Below are 21,116 nucleotides of genomic sequence, written 5' to 3'. Positions count from 1 at the left end.
AATTTGAACAAAAAAGTGAGCAAAGGATGAAGAACGAATAGCAAAAACTAAGAAGCAATATGTTAAAAATCATAGTAAAATACAAATACAAGAGACAAATATATTATTACTATTATTTTAGTAGAAGTCATGGAGGCATTTATGAAGGGGTCTGTAAAAAAAGCAATTATTATAATCGGTGTCCTGATAGTACTTGTTATTTGTGTATTATTGAACTTGAGACCGGTGGAAAATTTTCAACAGAAATATGAAGGGGTCGACTTGAGCGCTGATGTAGAAGGCGCCGTCAGAGAAGGTACATATACAAAGTATTTGAATGCCCATGAAGATGCAGCATGTCCTGCCGAAGATATAGAAGTGGATCTGTTTGCTTACATGGAAGGGGAAGGCGTAGAAGTATATGAAAATTATGAGGGGGAAGAGAAAGCTCTTTATACAGATACGGAATCCACGGTTACCTGGAAGGTAAATGTTCCTGAGGCAGGTTTCTACAACCTTTATCTGGAGTATATAACAGTAGAGTCCCGAGGGGTTGCGATCGAACGTTCTGTATACATCAATGGAGAACTTCCGTTTGATGATGCGGGAAACATTATTTTTACAAGAACCTGGACAGACGCCTCAGAACCTAAGGTAGACAATCAGGGAAATGAAATTCGTCCTTCGCAGGTGGAAGTTTACAAATGGCAGAGCACTTTCTGCAAAGATGATATGGGATATATCATAAATCCTTATCAGTTTTATTTTGAAGCCGGAGAGAATACGATCACCATGGAAGGTGTAAACGAACCCATGGTTTTGAAAAAACTCACACTGGCTGCAATCGATGATTCCGTTACATACGAAGAATATCTGGCAAACTGTCCGGGGGAAGGAAATTCAGAAACCAATATTAATTATGTGCAGGTGGTACAGGGAGAGGATTCGACGATACGATCAGAATCATCTCTGTATGCGAAATATGACAAATCGGCGCCGAACACTCAGCCATACAGTGTGACGAATACAATTCTGAATTATGTAGGCGGAGAAACATGGTGCAGTGCAGGCCAGTGGATCGAATGGGAGTTTTCGGTTCCGGAGGACGGTTATTACAATATTACTGTTAAGGGAAGACAGAATTATGCCCGCGGCAGTGTATCTTCCAGAACGGTATATATCGATGGAGAAATCCCATTTGAAGAAATGGAAGAGATTTCCTTCGAATATGAGAATGACTGGAACAATCTGACTCTCGCAGATGCAGATGGAAATCCGTATAAAATTTATCTTACAGAAGGAACACATACCATTCGTCTGGAAGCTACATTGGGCGGTTCCGGTATTCTGCTGGAAGAACTGGAAGATTCTATTTATCGTCTGAATCAGATTTACAGGAAACTTTTGGTATATACCGGAGCAACGCCGGATCAATACCGCGATTACAATATTGATCAGGTATATCCGGAAGTGATGGAAGCTATGGATCTGGAATCCAAACGCCTCTACAAGATTGTAGATGAAATGGTTGCTTATACGGGACAAAAAGCCGATAAGATTGCGACGGCGCAGACTCTTGCGCAGCAGCTGGAGCGATTTGTAGAAAAGCCGAACAAGATTACGGAAGAGTTTACAACATTTAAAGACAATATTACTTCTCTCGGTACTGCGGTTCTGAATATGGGTGAAACGAAACTGGATATCGATTATCTGGTAATTACCAGCACAGATACAGAACCGGAAAAAGACGAAGCGAACTTCTTCTCTAAAATGTGGCATGAGATCAAAGCATTTGCGGCAACTTTCTACGTTGACTATGATGCGGTTGGTGATGTCTATGAGGAGAATGATGAAGAAGTAGTTACGGTTTGGATCCTGAGCGGTCGTGACCAGGGCACTATTTTGAAATCCATGGTGGACGATACCTTTACTCCTGATACGGGAATTAAGGTCAATGTGGAAGTTGTAGCGGCTAATGCTTTGCTGAGTGCAGTTATGGCAGGAAGAGGACCGGATGTGGTTCTTTCCGTCGGAGCTGACCAGCCTGTGAACTATGCGCTTCGTGGAGCAGCTGAAGATCTTACTCAGTTTGAAGATTATCAAGAGGTTTTGAGTAGCTATACAGAAAGTTCATATCAACAGTATTGCCTCGACGGTGCAATTTATGCGATTCCTGAAACGCAGACATTTAATGTGATGTTCTATAGAACCGATGTTTTGGAACAATTGGAACTGGAAGTTCCCCAGACCTGGCAGGATTTGATTGAAATGCTTCCTACCATTCAGGGCAACAATATGTCCATCGGCATTCCATCGGCGGCAGGCAGCAGCGGCAGCGCAAGCGCCAGCACAACGATTGCATCCAACGCAGCAGACCTGTCCTTATATTTCAGTTTGCTATACCAGTACGGCGGAGATTTGTACAACGAAGCAGGAACCAAAGCTGAGATCAACGATGAAGCGGGTGTTGAAGCGTTTGATGTATATACCAGATTCTTTACGGATTATGGAATTCCTACCTATTTTGATTTTGTCAGCCGGTTCCGTTCTGGTGAAATGCCTATCGGTATTGCGAGCTATTCGACGTACAATACCTTGATGGTATCTGCGCCGGAGATTAAAGGCTTATGGGACTTTACATTAATTCCTGGTACTGAAAAAACAGATGAAAATGGTAATACTTACATCGATCGTTCCGACTTTATTACCGGCAGTGGGACAATGATGATTGCTTCTGATGATGAGGATACAAAACAGAGAGCGTGGGAATTCATGAAATGGTGGGCAAGTTCGGACACGCAGGTACGTTTTGGCCGTGAAATTGAAGCGTTGCTCGGATCTTCTGCAAGATATGCAACCGCAAATATAAATGCGTTCAGCCAGCTGGCATGGACTGCAGATGATATTGAAGTATTAACAGAGCAGTGGCGTCAAACGGTAGGAATTCGTGAAATCCCTGGCGGATACTATACGGGACGGCATATAACAAATGCGGTTCGAAAGGTTATTAATGACCAGGAAGATCCGAGAGAGACAATTATTGATTATACCATTACCATTAATGAAGAAATTGCCAAGAAACGTTCAGAGTTTGGTCTGCCGTTGGAATAGGAGGTAAGTAAGAAATGAAAGAATATATCCGCAGATATTTCATGTTGCGCAGGCATAATATGAAGGTTGCGATAAAAAAGGCCAAAATGAGTAAAATGTGTTATGCGTTTCTGGCGCCGTATGCAATAATATTTGCCTTGTTTTACATATTGCCGGTTATAACCTCTATTTTTTACAGTTTTACTTATTACAACATTCTGGAATCTCCCAAGTTTGTCGGGCTGCAGAATTATATCAACTTAATTTTACAGGATGATGTATTTCTGATCGGTGTAAAAAATACGTTTGTCATTGCTGTTATCACAGGACCGTTGGGCTATATCGCCTCTTTCCTGTTTGCATGGCTGATCAACGAATTGCCACGATGGGTTCGAACGATTGCTGTTGTTGTGTTCTATGCTCCTTCCATTGCGGGCAACGCGTACGTTATTTTTTCTATCTTCTTCAGAGGCGACGCATACGGATATGTAAATGCAGCTTTGATGAATATGGGTATTATTAATTCGCCGATCCTCTGGCTGACGGATCCGGATTACATGCTTCCGATTTGTATGCTGGTTATTTTATGGATGAGTTTGGGTACCGGCTTCCTTTCCTTTGTAGCAGGTCTGCAGGGGGTTGACCGTGCTCAGTATGAAGCAGGTTATGTGGACGGTATTCGAAATCGTTGGCAGGAATTATGGTACATCACACTGCCGAATATGAAACCGATGTTGTTATTTGGCGCGGTAATGTCCATTACTCAGTCCTTTGGTGTTTGCGATGTAACCATGGCGCTTTGCGGCTATCCGAGTACAGATTATGCAGCGCGAACAGTTGTCACCCATTTGTTTGACTACGGCTATTCCCGATTTGAAATGGGTTATGCATCTGCAATTGCAACTTTGTTGTTTTTGATTATGATTTTGTGTAATAAGGCAATTCAAAGCATGTTAAGAAGAGTGGGAACCTGATATGAAGAAACAGAAAAAAGAAGCAAATGTGACAAAAAAGAATTTAGTAAAATTAAAAAGAAGACAGCCGAATCGTTCCAGGATTGGAGATTTTATCATCTACTTCTTTTTGATACTGGTAGCATTAATGATGGTATTTCCATTAGTGTTTGCTATTAACAATGCATTGAAGCCGCTGGATGAGTTGTTTATGTTTCCGCCAAAGGTTTTTGCTCAGAATCCTACACTGGATAACTTTTCAGATTTATTTGTAACCATGGGAAAGAGTTGGGTTACATTTCCCAGATATGTGTTCAATACGGTATTTATTACGGTTGTAGGTACAGCGGGACACCTGATCCTGGCATCCATGGCTGCCTTCGTGTTGGCGAAGTATGACTTTCCCGGGGGAAAGACCTTTTTCAAACTCGTTACAGTCGCGTTGATGTTCAGTGGTTATATAACGGCAATTCCCAACTATTTGATCATCAACGAATTGGGATGGATTGATACATACTGGGCAATTATTATTCCGGCGTTTGCGTCTCCCATGGGATTGTTTCTTATGAAACAGTTTATGGAAGGATTACCAATGTCTCTGATCGAGGCGGCCAAGATTGATGGTGCAAATGAGTGGAAGGTATTTATCAGTATCGTAATGCCGAATGTAAAACCGGCGTGGCTGACAATGATTATTTTCTCTGTACAGGGACTTTGGAATAATCAGGCGGCGACTTTCATTTATTCCGAGGAGAAAAAAACCCTGGTCTATGCTTTGCAGCAGATTCAGAGCGGTGGTATTGCAAGAACCGGTCAGGCAGCGGCAGTTACGGTAGTAGTTATGGCAGTACCGATCCTTATTTTCATATTGTCAGAAAGTCAGATCCTGGAGACAATGGCAAGTTCCGGTTTGAAAGATTAAGGAGGTTGGTGCAGGTTATGAAAAAAACAATGAAAAGACTTAGCGCACTGCTGATCGGTATGATGATAGCACTAAGCTCCGCTATGGCAGTTTATGCAGATGAGGGTTATACGTACAACTATGATTACTGGGGAGATATACAGTATTCTCCGGATGCATATGAAGTGTCTGGTGTATATTCAGCCGTAGATTTTGGTCTGGAGACAGGATTGAAAACCCCATCCGGTTTGTTTGTGTATGAAGATATGATTTATATCTGCGATACCGGTAATAACAGAATTCTGGAAATTCAAAGAACCGGCTCCCAGACTCTGGAATTGATTCGTGTGATTGACAGCTTTAAGGGCGGTGAGGGACCGGAAACCTTTTCCTCTCCGCAGGATGTGGCGGTTACAGATGATGGTTACATATTTATTGCTGACACGAATAATAGCCGGATATTGAAGCTGGATATGGATCTGAATTACGTCATGGAATTTACAAAGCCTGTGGATGCTACTTTTGACCAGGATTTAAGTTTCCTGCCTTGCAAGCTTGCGATCGATACTGCGGGCCGTGTATATTGTGTGGCAACCAATGTGAATAAGGGCTTGATCAAATTCGAAGCAGACGGGGAATTTTCCGGTTTTATAGGAGCTACGGAAGTCACCTATGATTGGACGGATTACATCTGGAAGCGCTTTGCTACACAGGCACAGAGAGAACAGATGGAATCTTTTGTACCAACCGAATACGACAACATTTATATGGATTATGAAGGATTTATTTATGCATGTACGACTCATGTTACAAAGTCAACATTGGAGGATGGGACTGCAGATCCAATTCGCCGCCTGAATATGATGGGAAGCGATATTCTGATCCGAAATGGTGAATGGCATATTATTGGTGATATCTATTGGGGGGATGGCGGCGGATATTCCGGTCCTTCTTTGATCACAGATATCACAGCGTTTGATAATGATGTATATGTGGGATTAGATAAAGTAAGAGGCCGTTTATTTGCTTATGACGATCAGGGGCGTATGTTGTTTGCGTTCGGCGGAAACGGTAATATGGACGGGTATTTCAAACTTCCAAGCGCCATTGATCATATGGGATATGATTTACTGGTCTTGGATCAACAGGACAACAGTCTGGCGATATTTACACCTACGGAATTTGGTAAGTATATTTATCAGGCGATCGATCAGTTTCAGGCAGGTGAGTATGCTGAGTCCGGTGACAGCTGGCAGAAAGTTCTGGAGTTGAATGGTAACTATGATCGTGCATACATCGGTATCGGACGTTCTCTGCTTCGCCAGGAAGAATATGAAGAAGCATTGGATTATTTCAGACTGAAATGGGACGATGAAAACTATTCAAAGGCATTTAAGCAGTATCGTAAGGAATGGGTAGAAGAGCATATCGGTGTTATTTTTATCATAGTATTCGCAGTGCTTTGTATCCCGTTATTGGTGGGTAAAATAAAAGCGATCAAGCATGAAATTGATCAGGCAGATATCTTTAGAGATTATAAGCAATAGGATATGAAAAACAGAACGGAGGCAGGCATGTTAGCTTCACTGAAAAAAAAGGAAACGTATGAACATTATTTGGAAACATTGAAGTTTGCCCTATATTGCATTACACATCCGTTGGATGGATTTTGGGATTTGACTCATGAAAAGAGAGGATCCATAGCAGCGGCAAATACCATATTGCTTTTAACATTGCTTGCTAATCTATTTAAGTTGCAGTATACAAGTTTCCTGTTTAATCAGGTATATTGGCCGGAGGAAAATCTGCTGATCCATATAGCGAGTATCGTTTTTCCTCTTGCTCTCTGGTGTGTGGGAAACTGGGCATTGACAACGTTGTTTAATGGTAAGGGACGTCTGAATCAGATATATATGGCAACTTGTTATGCATTAACGCCATATCCGCTCATTCAATTTCCACTGATTATTTTAAGCAATATGGTAACTGTGGATGAAGGTGCGTTCTACACGGTACTGAGCGGATTATCAATTGTATGGGCAGCCTTGCTGATTATATCAGCCATGATGCAGATCCATGAATATTCGGTGAGTAAAACAGTGCTTTTTACCATAGCAACCATCTTTGCAATGCTTGTAATGGTTTTTATTCTGTTGATTTTTTTCAGTATGATTAGCCAGGGCGTGTCATATTTCATATCTTTGATACGTGAGATTCTATTCAGAATGTAGCAGGTTGGAGGAAGAAGAGACATGAAGAAAGAAAAATCAGTTAGAAAGGCAGAATTTCAGGCTGCGCTTTTCAGGCAGTTAAAGAGTCTGATCGTTCCGTTCATTATCCTTGCTATTATCCTGATAGGTGTTTTGGTCATCAGTTTTTCGCAGGGAGAAGCAGAACCGGAAGAGGTTGTCAGAGTAAACGGATATGAAGGGGAGGAAACGGAGATTACTCTGGAAAATGATAAATTGCTGTTTTCCATGAATTCTCTTACTACTCAGTTTTCTGTTACGATGAAAGAGACCGGAGAAACATGGACTTCCAATCCGGAGGGAGCTGCAGAAGACAGTGCGGCCCTTGAGATTGAAAAAAATAAACTGCAGTCCACAGTGCTTTTAACTTATAGCACTCAGAATGGTGTAGATGCCCTTCTTGATAACTATGAATACAGTATTGCAAAAGGTATTTATGAGATTGAAACCGGCGATGGCTATATCAAGGTGAATTATTCTATCGGTGATCTGGAACAGGAATATGTGGTTCCTCTTGTTATGGAAGAGGATCGTATGGAAGAATATTTGAGCAAAATGGGGCAGAGAGAAAGCCTTATGATTGGCGAATATTATAAGAAATTGGACATCAACGATCTTAGCAAGAGTGATAAGGCTGCAAAAGATGAATTGACAGCACGTTATCCATCGATGAGACTACGGTGATCTATGTCCTGCGTGATAATGTAAAAGCCAGTATTCAAACAAAACTGCAGCAGTATTTTGAAGAAGCTGGGTATACCTATGAAGAGTATGTGGAAGACAAGGAAAAAGACAAGCAGGAAAAAGTCTCAGAAAAATCGGTATTTAATGTAAGTGTGATTTACCGTTTGGACGGAGATGATCTGATCGTGGAGGTCCCATTTGACGATCTGGAATATAAAGAGGATTATCCCATCTATTATTTGAGCGTGCTTCCTTATTTTGGAGCGTCCGGAACAACAGATGAAGGTTTCTTATTTGTGCCCGAAGGCGGTGGCGCACTGATCGAATTTAATAACGGTAAGACCAGCCAAAACAGTTATTATTCAAATGTATATGGCTGGGATATGGGACAGGACAGAGACGCCGTTGTTCATGATACGCGAACCTATTTCAATGTTTTTGGCGAGTCGAAAAATGATTCCTCTTTTATCTGTATGCTTGAAGATGGGGTGCCGTATGCATCCATTCAGGCGGATATCAGTGGAAGAAGCCACAGTTACAATTATGTGAATGCAGTATATTCTGTATTGCACAGGGAACAGTACGATGTTTCAGACAGAAGTACGCAGTCCATGTTCGTATACGAAGATGGAACTGCCGAGGGGGAAGGAATCGTACAGAGATACAGCTTTATTGATTCCGGGGACTATGTAGATATGGCGGAGGACTATCGCAGTTATCTGAAAGATAAGTATGGCGATTACCTTACGGTGAATGACGATACAGAAACTCCGGTAGCTTTAGAAATTATCGGAGCGGTAGATAAAGTCAAACAGGTATTTGGTGTTCCGGTGTCCAGTCCGTTGGAACTGACCACATACAAAGAAGCCCAGGAGATGGTGGAAGAACTTTATGGGGAAGGTTTAAGTAATATGTCTGTGAAGCTGTCCGGCTGGATGAATGGCGGAGTACAGCAGAAAATGCTGGATTCGGTGAATCTGATCTCTGATCTGGGAAGCAAAAAGGATTTGCAGAACATGATCGATTCAGCAGAAGAAAAGGGCATTGCCGTTTATCTCAATGGCATTACAAATTATGCGATGGACAGTGGTATCACGGATGGATTCTTTGTTTATACAGATGCAGCGAAATTTGTAAGCCAAGAGAGCGCGAAATTGAATGTGTATGACACAGTCACTTACGAAAAGGCAGAAGAAGACAGAGATCCGTTCTATCTGTTAAAGGCTGATCTGGTATATGAAATGATGGATAATCTGGCAGATGCCGCAAATGGTTATCACGCAGGTGTTTCTTTTAGTGATATAGGCTATGAATTATCCTCTGATTTTTACCAGAAAGATCCTACCAGCAGACAGATGGCAATGGAAGAGCAGGCAGAAAAGCTGAAGAGCCTTGATGATAATGGAACGGATATAATGATCAATATGGGCAATGATTATGCAGTTGCTTATGCGGATATGGTCACAAATATGGATCTGGAAGGTACCGAATATTCGATCATTGATAAGAAAATTCCATTTTATCAGCTGGCAATTCATGGCTATGTCAATTATACCGGAGAAGCGCTCAATTTGACACAGAATACACAGAACGAGCTTTTGAATTCTGCGGAGTATGGAGCCGGTTTAGCTTTTACTTTTATGAAAGAATCAGCATTTGAGTTACAGAATACGCTATATACAGAGTATTTTGGTGCAGATTATTCCGCATGGCATGATGAAATGCTGGAGATATATACTCGATACAATGAGGAATTGGGTCACACATTTAACCAGAAGATGGTGGGACATGAGTATGTAACGAGTGAACTGACTTGTACGATTTACGAGGACGGCACGAAGGTTTATGTAAATTACAGTTATGATGAGCTGCAGGCAGACGATGGAACTGTGGTTCCTGCAAGAGATTATGTTGTGGTTCGATAAACCGAAACAAGATTTATTGGAAGATTAGAAAGGATTTGACTATGAAGAAACAGAAGAAATTGAGGGGTCTTCAAAGGCGTAAGGCAATATCCGGATACTTGTTTATCATGCCGTTTGTTCTGGGATTTTCAATGTTTATGGTAAAGCCTTTTTTTCAGTCGCTTTACATGAGCTTTTGTAATGTGGAAGTAGATTCGGGTGGTTTTAAAAATATTTTTGCAGGATTATCAAATTATATCAGAGCGTTTACTGTGGATCCGGAATTTAATCAGATGCTGGTAGAAGAAATTGGAAGCATGTGTATCAATGCACTGGCTGTTATGGTATTTAGTTTCTTTGTGGCAATGATCTTAAATGAGAAATTCAAGGGACGTGCTTTTGTAAGAGCAATCTTCTTCCTGCCTGTGATCCTTTCTTCCGGCGTTATACTCGGGGTGGAATCCAATAATGCATTATTGTCCAGTGTGCAGGATATGATCCAGGAAAATGGCTCCAGCAACAGTATTACGGTAGCCATTCAGGATATACTGATGACTTCCGGTATGGGTTCCAAAATCTTTGAGGTTGTCTTCGATATTGTGGATGGTATCTATGATGTAGCTATTGCTTCGGGTATTCAGATTATTATTTTCCTGTCAGGATTGCAGACAATTTCAGAAAGTATGTATGAAGCGGCTGCAATTGAAGGATGTACGAAATGGGAAAGTCTGTGGAAGATCACGTTCCCAATGATCAGTTCTCTGTTTTTGGTAAATTGGATTTATACCATCATAGATTTCTGTATGAGGTCAGATAATGCGGTAATGGAAAAGATAAGTGATGAAATGATCGTTCAGATCAACTATGGATATTCATCGGCCCTGGCGTGGGTGTATTTCCTGATCGTTATGGTCATCATAGGCATAAGCTCACTCATTATCTCAAAGGGGGTTTACTACTATGAGTAAGAAGACAAAAACAGCATATCAAACAATAGGTTTCTGGGAAAGAAATCGAAGATCTCAGGGGTATTTATTAAAAAAGACTGTGCGAAATATTGTCTATAAAATTGCAAGAGCAGCTTTGTTATTCGGTATGTGTTTTATGATCTTACAGCCTATACTGAATAAAATTTCTATCAGTTTTATGGCAGAGGAAGATTTGTATAATCCTATGATCATTGCGATACCGGAACATTTTACGAAAGCAAATTATGAACTGGCTGCACAGTTTATGTCCTATGGGACTTCGATCATAAACACGATTGTGGTCTCGCTGACAATAGCTGTTCTGCAGATCGCAGTATGTACACTGGTAGGTTATGGTTTTGCCAGATTTGATTTTCCGCTGAAGAAGTTCTGGTTCTTATGTGTTATGCTGGTCATTGTCGTACCGCCTCAGACTATTTCAACATCCTTATATCTGCATTTCAGATATTTTGATCTGTTTGGAATTATAGAGGCCGTGACAGGATCGAGTTTGAATTTGAGAGATTCGGTGTTGCCATATTATCTGATGAGTGCAGGGTGTATGGGATTGAAAAACGGGTTGTACATATTTATGATTCGCCAGTACTTCCGCAATATTCCTAAGGAATTGGAAGAGGCGGCATACGTGGACGGATGCGGCACCTTGAAGACATTCGTAAGAATTATGCTTCCGGATGCCAAACCGATTTTAACATCCTGTTTCCTGTTTGCGTTCGTATGGCAGTGGACAGATAAATTTTATTCCAAGATGTTCCTGGGCAATATAAAACTTCTTTCAACGCAGTTAGCGATGATCGCGGACCGGCTGGATTTTTATATTGTAAATACCTTGGGAAATCCGGCAGGAGCATCTATCGGATATACAAACTGTATTACATCTACAGGTACTTTGATGGTAATTGTACCGTTGCTGATTTTATATCTCTTTGCACAGAAAGGTTTTGTGGAAAGCTTAAGCACTTCGGGTATTAAGATGTAAAACGCAAAGAACTATTTTGTATATTATTCCTGAAAGGAACTTGCTGTCCCAGAAAGTGCAGGTGAATGAAAAAGGAATCATATAAAGAAAAAAGGAGGAAAAAAATGAAAAGCAGATTTGTAAAGAAATTAATCGCAGCATCGCTTGTAACTGCAATGTCAGTATCTATGGTTGCCTGCGGAGAGAACACCGATGATGCTCCTCAGAGCAGTACATCTTCGGAAGAGTCAGATGATTCTGAAAAGTATACGGTCATTACTGATGATGAAGGAAATCCTATTGATTTGGGAGGAATTGAAGTTGTCATCCGTGACTGGTGGACTCCAAGCGAAGAAGAAGAACCGAACAACGCTTATGAAGAGGCACGTCAAGAATATCGCGACTGGATTCAGGAAACGTATAACTTTACGATCAAAGAAATGGCTATTTCCGACTGGGGTTCAACTCCTGAAGATTTCTTAAATTATGCGACCAGCGGTGGAGATGAATATTATGTATTTGCGCTTCGCCCGGGCAGCGAATTAGTAGCTGCACTGAACAGCGGTTTAATGTATGACTTGTCTACGCTGGACTGTCTGGATTTCTCTGAAGAGAAATGGCAGGCAAACGGTGTTCATGAAGTGATGTCTAAGGGTGATGCGATTTATGGTATGAGAGGTATTGCTCCAGAACCGAAAGGCGGCATATACTTTAATAAGAGATTATTGGAGGAAGCCGGAATTACAGCAGATTCCATCTACGAATTACAGGAAAATGGAGAATGGACCTGGGATAAATTCGAAGAACTCTGTTCACAGGTTCAGGCGGATACCGATAACGATGGTGTGATTGACCGTTATGCAATGGTTAATTTTCGTTCCACCTTCTATAATGAAGCTGTTGCATCCAATTATGGCGATTACATCGCTATGGATGAAAATGGAAAATATTACAATGATCTGGAATCCAATGAGACGCTAGATGCATTAAACTGGGCTCTTAGAATGCTGGACACCTATGACTATCCGCAGCCTGAGGGAAGCGAATGGGATTACTGGGTAGAAGCATTCCAGAATGGCAAAGGCGCCTTTATCGCCGGTGAAGCTTATCAGGCAAGCGGTGACTGGGCGAACATGGAAGACGATTTCGGTTTTGTGTGCTTCCCGAAAGGACCTGCAGCAGATGACTATACCAACATCCGCAGCGACAACGTGTATGTAATCCCGGCTTGCTATGATGCCGAGAAAGCATGGAAGATTGCATTTGCTTATGATCTTTATACAGATCCGGTTCCTGGATATGAAGATTATAACGATGCGTTGTCAGGATATTATGATTCTTTCAGAGATACAGAGTCTGTTGACTTGACGATCACAAGATTGATGGAAAACGGAAGAGTCACCTACAATAATATGATCCCGAATCTGGATCTTGGTGCAGATTTACTCTGGGGTATCAGCAAAGATAATACTCCGGCACAGGCGGCTGAGGCAATCAGAAATACCTGGGCGTCTTATCTGGAAGAAGCAAATAAATAAATTGAAAGGGGGTGTTTCTGGGAGCCCCTTTTCTTGAAGTTAAGGAGAAATTTTCATGACAGTAATTGCAAAAAACCCTATTATGCCAGGATTTTATCCGGATCCTTCCATTTGTGCAGTGGGAGAAGATTATTATTTGATCAATTCAACGTTTGCTTATTTTCCCGGGCTTTCTCTCATGCACAGCAAAGACCTTGTACATTGGGAACAGATTGGCAATGTGATGGACAGAAAATCTCAATTGCCTTTGAAAGAGGCAGGGCACTCCGCAGGATTGTTTGCGCCCACGATCCGGTATCATGAAGGCGTTTTTTATGTAATCTGTACGAATGTGTCTTATGGCGGCAATTATATCGTAACAGCATCAAATCCGGAAGGACCATGGTCTGAGCCATATTATATTGAGGGAGCAGACGGCATCGATCCAAGTCTGTTCTTTGATGAGGATGGAAAATGTTATTATATTGGTACTCATCCCAATCCGGAAGGCTGTAAATATGATGGTGACTGGTATATATGGATCCAGGAACTTGATGTAAAAACCATGAAACTGGTGGGTGAACACAAAAATGTGTGGAATGGCGCCATGAAAAATATCGTATGGCCGGAAGGTCCTCATCTGTATAAAAAAGGCGAGTATTACTATATCATGCACGCAGAAGGCGGTACAGGACCTGATCATGCGGTAACGGTTTGCAGAAGCAAAAATATCTGGGGACCTTATGAAAATAATTTCTGCAATCCTATTTTGACACATAGACATCTTGGGCGTGACTATCCTGTTAAATATGTAGGACATGCAGATCTGATTGAAACACCTGCAGGTGAGTGGTATATGACTATGCTGGCAGTAAGACCCAAGGAAGGGTATACCACGATGGGACGGGAAACATTCCTTGCGAAAGTGGTTTGGGAGAATGACTGGCCCGTTGTAAATCCAGGTGCAGGAATGTTGACAGATACCGTAGAGATCGAACTGCCGGAGTGGAGACCGGAAACGGATGTAAATTCCTACACATACAGAACAGGTGCTAAGACCTGTGTACCGGGAAGCAGCAGGGAATATGATTTTACCAATATGAAAGTTCTTGGAGATGAATTTTTGTTCCTTAGAAATCCGGAAGAAAATATGTATCAATTAACAGAAAAAGGTCTGAATCTGCATTTCAGTCCTGTTACACTGAAAGAGAAAGCGAGCCCGTCTTACATTGCCATCAGACAGCAACATCACAGGTGTAAAGTAGAAGCATGCTTGAAAACAGATGGTCTTACTTCGGCAAGAAGAGCCGGGATTGCAGTCGTACAGAGTGATGAATATCAGTTACGCGTTGAAGTAGGTGACAGCAAAGCGGACGTAATTCTGTGCGAAAAAGGAATGGATCAATGTGTTGGCTCCGCGGTTGTGGAAGACAAAGAAGTGGTGCTTTCTATTGCCATAGATGAGTTGAAAGCGACTGTGGGAATGAAAGACAGTAAGAGGGAGATTATTCTGGCAGAAGATGTGGATATTCGCGCATTATCAACAGAAGTAGCAGGCGGGTTTGTAGGATGTACAGCAGGTATCTATGCAGTGGCTGAAGGAGAAGAGGCAGATGGATATGCCATGTTTAAGAGCCTTTCTTATGAGGAAAGAGAAGGCAAGTGAATGTGGCAGTTATTTTGTGGTCGATGTACTCTGAGTCTTATATCGTAACAGACATCCGGGATATTTTTCTTTTTGGTGATCTGTTTTTTAAAAAGGAGAAACAATTGTGAGTGATTTTTTTAATTGGGATAATAAATTCATGACTGCAATGTCAAAGGCCAGCGATGCAATCCTTTTAGGTATTCTTTGGATTGCATGCTGTCTCCCGATCGTTACAGTTGGAGCATCGTCCGCTGCGTTTTACTATGCATATCACAAGGCAGTTCGGCAGAGAAGGGGATATGCCTGGAAAGAGTTTTTCAGCGCCTTTAAATCAAACTTTAAATCTGCTATCATCATTTGGCTTATTATTTTGGGCCTGTATCTTGTGACCGGAATGGATTGTTATATTTTGTATACGTCATTGGAAACCATGGATCACGCATTGTTTTTGCTGCTGATGATCATGATCGTGATTGCCTTAATAACGATATGGGGAATCTACGTGTTTCCGTATCTGGCGCGTTTCGAAAATACTACGAAAGTGATCATAAAAAACAGTATAGCGGTTATGGTCATGAATAAATCATGGTCATTATTGCTTCTCGTGATTTTTGTGGCAGCGGCAGCGCTGTTTCTTCTGGTTCCGCCGGCTGCAATTTTTGTGCCAGCCTTTTACATGTGGGTGGATAACAAAATTTTAGAACGGATTTTCCGGAAATACATGAGAAAAGAAGATTTAGAAAAACAGATAGAATTGGACAGAGCAAAATCTGGTATGATTTAAGCGATAACTTTGATTTTGCAAATTCTATCGTTTCATTTAATTACTGTCAGGAAGGAGCAGATATGCGAAAAAAAAAGGACCAGCAATGCGTTAAAAGGGATTGCGAGTTGTATGATCTGTGCATGGTCTTTATGTGCCTGCGGAAATGTTGCCGAGGATTCATCGGACCGTAAAGTAATGGAAGAGAGCAAAGCAGCAGAATATGAAGCTTTGTTTGATGAAATTGAGGCGATTACGCCGTACAAATCATTGAGCAATACCAATCCGATCATGACTCAGAGATTTGGTGCAGATCCATACGCTATGGTTTATAAGGATCGGGTTTATTTCTATATGACCGGAGATACTTTTGAATATGATGCAGATGGAAGTGTAACGGAGAATACTTATGGAAAGATCAATACCATCAGCGTAGTTTCAACAACGGATATGGTGAACTTTGAAGATCATGGTACAGTATATGCAGCGGGTTCCAAAGGAGCTGCTAAATGGGCAGCTAATTCTTGGGCTCCGGCAGCGGCATGGAAAGAAATCGATGGAGAAGTAAAATTTTTCCTGTATTTTGCAAATTCCGGCGGAGGGATTGGCGTATTGACTTCGGATAGTCCGACAGGACCCTTTGAGGATCCGTTAGGAGAAGCGTTGATCAACAATCATACACCGAATTGTGCAGATGTCATATGGATTTTTGATCCTGCAGTTCTGGTGGATGATGACGGAAGAGCATATCTTTATTTTGGCGGAGGTGTTCCTGAGGGGCAGGCTGCCAATCCTGGGACAGCCAGAGTGGTGGAACTGGGAGAAGATATGATCAGCATTGCAGGTGAGCCGGTAATCATAGATGCGCCTTATGTATTTGAGGATTCCGGTATACATAAATACAATAATAAGTATTATTACACCTATTGCTCCAACTGGGATGTGGATCAGGCGGGAACAGATCAATACGGGTTCGAAAGCGGAGAAATTGTGTGCATGGAAAGCGAAAGTCCATTGGGACCGTTCACCATAAAAGAAACCATTTTAGAGAATCCGGGGAAATATTTCGGATTAGGCGGAAACAATCATCATTGTGTGTTTTCTTTTAAGGATCATTGGTATATTACCTATCACACCAGAGTATTGGAAGGAAATATGGGGATTGAAAAGGGGTATCGCTGTACTCATATTGATTCTTTTACCATGCAGAAGGATGGCAGTATTGGTCTGATAGATCAGACCCTTCAGGGCAGAGAACAGTTATCTTATGTGGATGCCTATCAGCGTCATAGTGCAACGGAAGTGGCAGTGATGAGCGGTATGAGTACAGTAGCAGGAGATGCAGTTACTGATTTCTATGGTTCGGGAACCATGGCGCTCGGAAAAATCCAAACAGGTTCTTTTGTTAAGGTACAGGGTGTGGATTTCGGGGAAGGAGCACCTTCCAAATGGATCGCAGAGATTAAGAATGCAAATGGAGAAGTTGGAGTGATACAGCTTCGTGCAGATGGATTAAATGGAGATATACTGGGCTATCTGACCATCGATGCCAATACCGGTACAAATTATGCAGAATTTGAGACAAATTTGAATACCGGTATTACAGGTGTACATGATGTGTATATGATTTTCTATGGAGAGGAATATGAGGTGTTATCCTGGCAGTTTGAAAAATAAATAGGGATTAATTGTAAGGAGAGGGAAAGTTATGGCGTATTTACTAAGTTATACTCGTTTACCTGTCGACAGTGTAATTTATGATCCGAGACTGGCATACAGTATGCACCTGGCGATCAGTGAGGACGGTGAAAATTACCAGGCGCTGAATCACAATTCCGGTGTACTGTTTGTGAAGGCAACCGAGAATGAAGATGGTTCTTTGACACCATGGAGTTTGAAAAATCCTGTGATCCTGGAATTGAAAGATGGAGGTTTTGGAGTAGTAGCCGAAAGAATCGGCGCCGATGGAGAAGAGGATACGGAAAGCGCAGGAAAGTTTCTTTATTTTACCACAAAAGACTTTTTGGATTATACAGAAGTAGGATTTCTGTCGAAAGAAGAAGCGGAAGAAAAGAAAAGAGAAGGCAATGCAGACCGTATGAAAGTACCTGCAGCAGAAAAATTGGAAATTCAAGGGGTTGTTCCGCAGAATGTCCTTGAGATTTCAGAAAGCGTGGCGGACAGACTGCGTAAAAAACTTCTGACGCCGGTAAACTGTGGTATGGAGTTCCCTGAGCAGGTAGAGGCATCCAGTGCAGAAGAACTGGAAAAATATCGGGCCATGGCTTTCTATACAGATGGTACAAAGGTAGCGAAAAGAGTGGATTGGGACTTGAGTACCGTGGATTTTGCAGTGCCGGGAACGTATAAGATAAAGGGAAACGTGCATCAGGAACATTTTGAATTTCCGATTGCGTTTTATCGTGCCGATCCTTGTGTGGCGAAGTGGAAGAATAAATATTATTTTATTGCAACGAATGATGCGGACGATAATCATACGCTTTATATCAGAGAAGCGGATACGATTCCGGAGCTGGTAAATGCAGAAGAAAAACTGATTTTGGATTCCACGACTTACCCTCATGTTGGAAATCTGCTCTGGGCACCGGAGTTTCATGAGATAAATGGTAAGCTTTATATTTTCCATGCAGCTACTCCGGATGAATTTTTCAAAGAAGAAAGCCATGTAATGGAATTGCGTGAAGGCGGAAATCCTTCCTGTAAGGAAGATTGGTCTGAGCCGAAGAGAGTCGTATGTCCGGACGGCAGTGATCTTTGTGAAGCGGGTAAAGAAATTACGTTGGATATGACTTGTTTTGAATGGGAAGGAGATTATTATGTAATCTGGTCCCAGAGACAATTTCTGCCGAAAGATTTAGGGGCGTGGCTCTATATTGCAAAGCTGAATCCACAGGAACCCTGGAAATTATTGACAGACCCGGTGGTGTTATTGAAGCCGGATTACGGATGGTCCAACAATCATACCTTTGTAGTGGAAGGACCTTTTGCGCTTCCGCGGGAGAATAAACTGTATGTGACCTTCTCAGGAGCGGCAATCGATACTTCTTATGTAGTAGGATTATTAAGTATCGAAAAAGGAAAGGATTTGTTACAGCCTGAAAACTGGAAGCAGGGAAATTATCCGATCCTGACTGCAAGAAGTGTAGAAAGCGAGTATGGTACCGGACATAATGCTTATGTGACCGACGAGGATGGCACCGTTTGGAATACCTATCATGCACGCCCGGGAGTGGAAGGAGTAAGAAGCAGCGGCATCCGCAGAGTGCATTTTGATATCGACGGAGCGCCGATGCTGGATGTGACGGAAGAATTGGATCTGTCAGAAGCGTTTGCACAGGTAGAGACGTGTGTCGTCGTGCGGTAAGCCCTGAAACAGATGAGACGCGCTGGATGTGTCGTGGTTACGTAAACGGGAGGTGTGTAATGAAAGAAATCGCAGGGAAAAAAGTAATACTGACAGAGGGTGAGTTTCTCCGTCGTGAAGAAGCAAACAAACGTTATTTGATGAAGCTTGAGACTCCTTATTTATTACGCAGCTATTTACATGAGGCAGGCAGATATTCCGGGAGAGGACCTGATGCAGAAGCCTTTGGAGGCTGGGAAGATCTCAGCTGCCAGCTAAGAGGACATTTCCTGGGACATTGGTTGTCGGCAGCGGCGCTGCATTATCAGGAAACGGAAGATGTAGAGTTAAAAGCAAAAACAGAAGTCATTCTGAAAGAACTGGAGCTTTGCCAAAAAGATAACGGCGGAGAATGGGTATGCCCGATTCCGGAAAAATATTTGTACTGGATAGGAAAGGGAAGGAACATCTGGGCGCCGCAATACAATATTCATAAGCTTTTTATGGGGCTGATCGATGTATATCGAATGATGGAACAGCCAAAGGCGCTTTCCATAGCAGATAAACTGGCGGATTGGTTTTATCGATGGAGCGGCAGATATACCAGGGAAGAGTTTGACGATATTCTGGATATGGAAACCGGCGGTATGCTTGAGGTTTGGGCAGACTTATATGAAATTACGGGTCAGGAAAAATATAAGATTCTGATGCAGCGGTATTATAGGAGCAGATTGTTTGAACCACTATTGGAGGGAAAAGATGTATTGACAAATATGCATGCCAATACTACGATTCCGGAAGTCCTTGGCTGTGCCAAAGCGTATGAGGTCACAGGAGAAGAAAAATGGCTGCATATTGTTGAACAATATTGGAAGTGTGCGGTTATAGACAGGGGATGTTTTGCTACAGGTGGCCAGACGCAGGGAGAAATCTGGACACCTATGAAAAAACTGAAAGCAAGACTTGGTGATAAAAATCAGGAACATTGTACCGTTTATAACATGATACGTTTGGCAGAATTTTTGTTTCGGCAGACGAAGGATCCTGCCTATATGCATTACATTGAATACAATGTTCAGAATGGTATTATGGCTCAAACGTATTGCCCGGAAGGCGGTCTGTTAACTTATTTTTTGCCGATGAAAGCTGCAAGCAGGAAGGAATGGGCCGGAGAAAGAGACAGTTTCTTCTGTTGTCATGGAACTATGGTACAGGCGAATGCTGCATGGAACCATCGTTTGTATTATCAGGAAGATGATCACTTGTATGTGACTATGTATGCCGATTCGCAAGTGTCTTTTGAAATGCAGGGCCGGAAGATTTGCCTTACACAGAATCAGGATTATATGAACGGAAGTCTGATGACCTGTTCGGAAAACAATGCCAAACAGACCATAAATGAAACAGTCAGTGCTTATGCGAATAAACCTGATTTCAGAAAATATGTTTTTACAATACATACACAGGAAGACACCCCATTTCATTTGATGCTTCGCATACCAGACTGGATCAGGGAAGACGCAATGGTTTACATAAACGATGATCTGTATGTAAAGACCAATAATACCGCGAAATTTGTCGCGATAAACAGGGTTTGGAGGAACGATGACAAAGTGACCGTACTGCTTCCGATCGGATTAAAATTTATCCCTCTGCCGGATGATGCGTCCATGGGAGCCTATCGGTATGGAGCCGATGTACTGGCAGGTATTACAGAGAAAGAACGTATCTTAAAGTTGGAGACGGAGAAACCGGAAGATGAGCTTTCTGCTGATACCGAACGGCAGTGGGGAGAGTTCCGTACCTTTTACCGGACAGAAAATCAGGATCCGGGTATTAGTTTCAAAAAGCTGAATGAGATTGGTAACGAACCATATCAGATCTATTTTAAAGTGAAATAAAGCATATGAGGTCCAAATACTCCAAGGAATGTCTGGACCTTATTTTTAACTTCTTATTTTTTACCTTCTCTGCAGGGCAAAGGTTTTTATTGTGCAATTAATATTTCTAACTATAAATGAGCAAATATCGAATTTTGCACAAACTTATCCCACAAACTTAAAAGCTTCTTCGAATGAGGCGCTGCTTTTTATGAGGCGGTACAGGTTTGCAAACTG

The 21,116-nt window shown here is 41.9% G+C and carries 15 protein-coding genes; all 15 read left to right on the top strand.

The window, feature by feature from the left end; genetic code table 11:
* The first annotated feature begins 261 nt into the window (after positions 1-261).
* The 15 genes from DXA93_RS16995 to DXA93_RS16925 all read left to right on the top strand — a co-directional run bounded on the left by DXA93_RS16995 (position 262) and on the right by DXA93_RS16925 (position 20,900).
* Positions 262-3,090, top strand: coding sequence for an extracellular solute-binding protein (locus DXA93_RS16995; protein ID WP_226906430.1), 2,829 nt, complete (start codon positions 262-264; stop codon positions 3,088-3,090).
* A 14-nt stretch (positions 3,091-3,104) separates the two neighbouring features.
* Positions 3,105-4,043, top strand: a complete 939-nt coding sequence (locus DXA93_RS16990) for a carbohydrate ABC transporter permease (RefSeq protein ID WP_117762237.1) — start codon at positions 3,105-3,107, stop codon at positions 4,041-4,043.
* A 1-nt stretch (position 4,044) separates the two neighbouring features.
* Positions 4,045-4,944 (top strand): carbohydrate ABC transporter permease, encoded by a 900-nt coding sequence (locus DXA93_RS16985; RefSeq protein ID WP_117762236.1) that lies wholly within the window; start codon positions 4,045-4,047, stop codon positions 4,942-4,944.
* Between the two features lie 17 nt (positions 4,945-4,961).
* Positions 4,962-6,470 (top strand): hypothetical protein, encoded by a 1,509-nt coding sequence (locus DXA93_RS16980; RefSeq protein ID WP_117762235.1) that lies wholly within the window; start codon positions 4,962-4,964, stop codon positions 6,468-6,470.
* A gap of 27 nt (positions 6,471-6,497) precedes the next feature.
* Positions 6,498-7,154, top strand: a complete 657-nt coding sequence (locus DXA93_RS16975) for a YIP1 family protein (RefSeq protein ID WP_117762234.1) — start codon at positions 6,498-6,500, stop codon at positions 7,152-7,154.
* A gap of 21 nt (positions 7,155-7,175) precedes the next feature.
* On the top strand, positions 7,176-7,856 hold the full coding sequence (locus tag DXA93_RS16970) for a hypothetical protein (protein ID WP_119208859.1): 681 nt from the start codon (positions 7,176-7,178) through the stop codon (positions 7,854-7,856).
* Positions 7,853-9,781 (top strand): DUF5696 domain-containing protein, encoded by a 1,929-nt coding sequence (locus tag DXA93_RS16965; RefSeq protein ID WP_119208857.1) that lies wholly within the window; start codon positions 7,853-7,855, stop codon positions 9,779-9,781. Before DXA93_RS16970 ends, DXA93_RS16965 begins: the two co-directional genes overlap by 4 nt.
* Before the next feature lie 182 nt (positions 9,782-9,963).
* On the top strand, positions 9,964-10,728 hold the full coding sequence (locus DXA93_RS16960; RefSeq protein ID WP_226906429.1) for a carbohydrate ABC transporter permease: 765 nt from the start codon (positions 9,964-9,966) through the stop codon (positions 10,726-10,728).
* Between the two features lie 205 nt (positions 10,729-10,933).
* Positions 10,934-11,728: a carbohydrate ABC transporter permease gene (locus tag DXA93_RS16955; protein ID WP_226906428.1), complete on the top strand. Its 795-nt coding sequence runs from the start codon at positions 10,934-10,936 to the stop codon at positions 11,726-11,728.
* A gap of 104 nt (positions 11,729-11,832) precedes the next feature.
* Entirely contained in the window at positions 11,833-13,245 is a 1,413-nt protein-coding gene (locus DXA93_RS16950) for an ABC transporter substrate-binding protein (protein ID WP_117762230.1), read from the top strand.
* Positions 13,246-13,300: 55 nt separating this feature from the next.
* Positions 13,301-14,890, top strand: coding sequence for a glycoside hydrolase family 43 protein (locus tag DXA93_RS16945; protein ID WP_117762229.1), 1,590 nt, complete (start codon positions 13,301-13,303; stop codon positions 14,888-14,890).
* A gap of 106 nt (positions 14,891-14,996) precedes the next feature.
* Positions 14,997-15,656 (top strand): YesL family protein, encoded by a 660-nt coding sequence (locus DXA93_RS16940; protein WP_117762228.1) that lies wholly within the window; start codon positions 14,997-14,999, stop codon positions 15,654-15,656.
* A gap of 111 nt (positions 15,657-15,767) precedes the next feature.
* The gene (locus DXA93_RS16935) at positions 15,768-17,312 is read left to right on the top strand and encodes a glycoside hydrolase family 43 protein (RefSeq protein ID WP_243109260.1); all 1,545 of its coding nucleotides are present in this window, start codon (positions 15,768-15,770) and stop codon (positions 17,310-17,312) included.
* A 31-nt stretch (positions 17,313-17,343) separates the two neighbouring features.
* On the top strand, positions 17,344-19,020 hold the full coding sequence (locus DXA93_RS16930; protein WP_117762227.1) for a family 43 glycosylhydrolase: 1,677 nt from the start codon (positions 17,344-17,346) through the stop codon (positions 19,018-19,020).
* 59 nt (positions 19,021-19,079) lie between these two features.
* Positions 19,080-20,900 carry a beta-L-arabinofuranosidase domain-containing protein gene (locus DXA93_RS16925; RefSeq protein ID WP_117762226.1) on the top strand — a complete coding sequence of 607 codons (1,821 nt, stop codon included), beginning with the start codon at positions 19,080-19,082 and terminating at the stop codon, positions 20,898-20,900.
* Positions 20,901-21,116: the final 216 nt, after the last annotated feature.

The organism is Blautia sp. OF09-25XD (assembly GCF_003482095.1).
Classification (GTDB): domain Bacteria; phylum Bacillota; class Clostridia; order Lachnospirales; family Lachnospiraceae; genus Fusicatenibacter; species Fusicatenibacter saccharivorans.
Note: the sequence above shows the minus strand (reverse complement) of the source record. Positions and strands in the feature narration are given on the sequence as shown.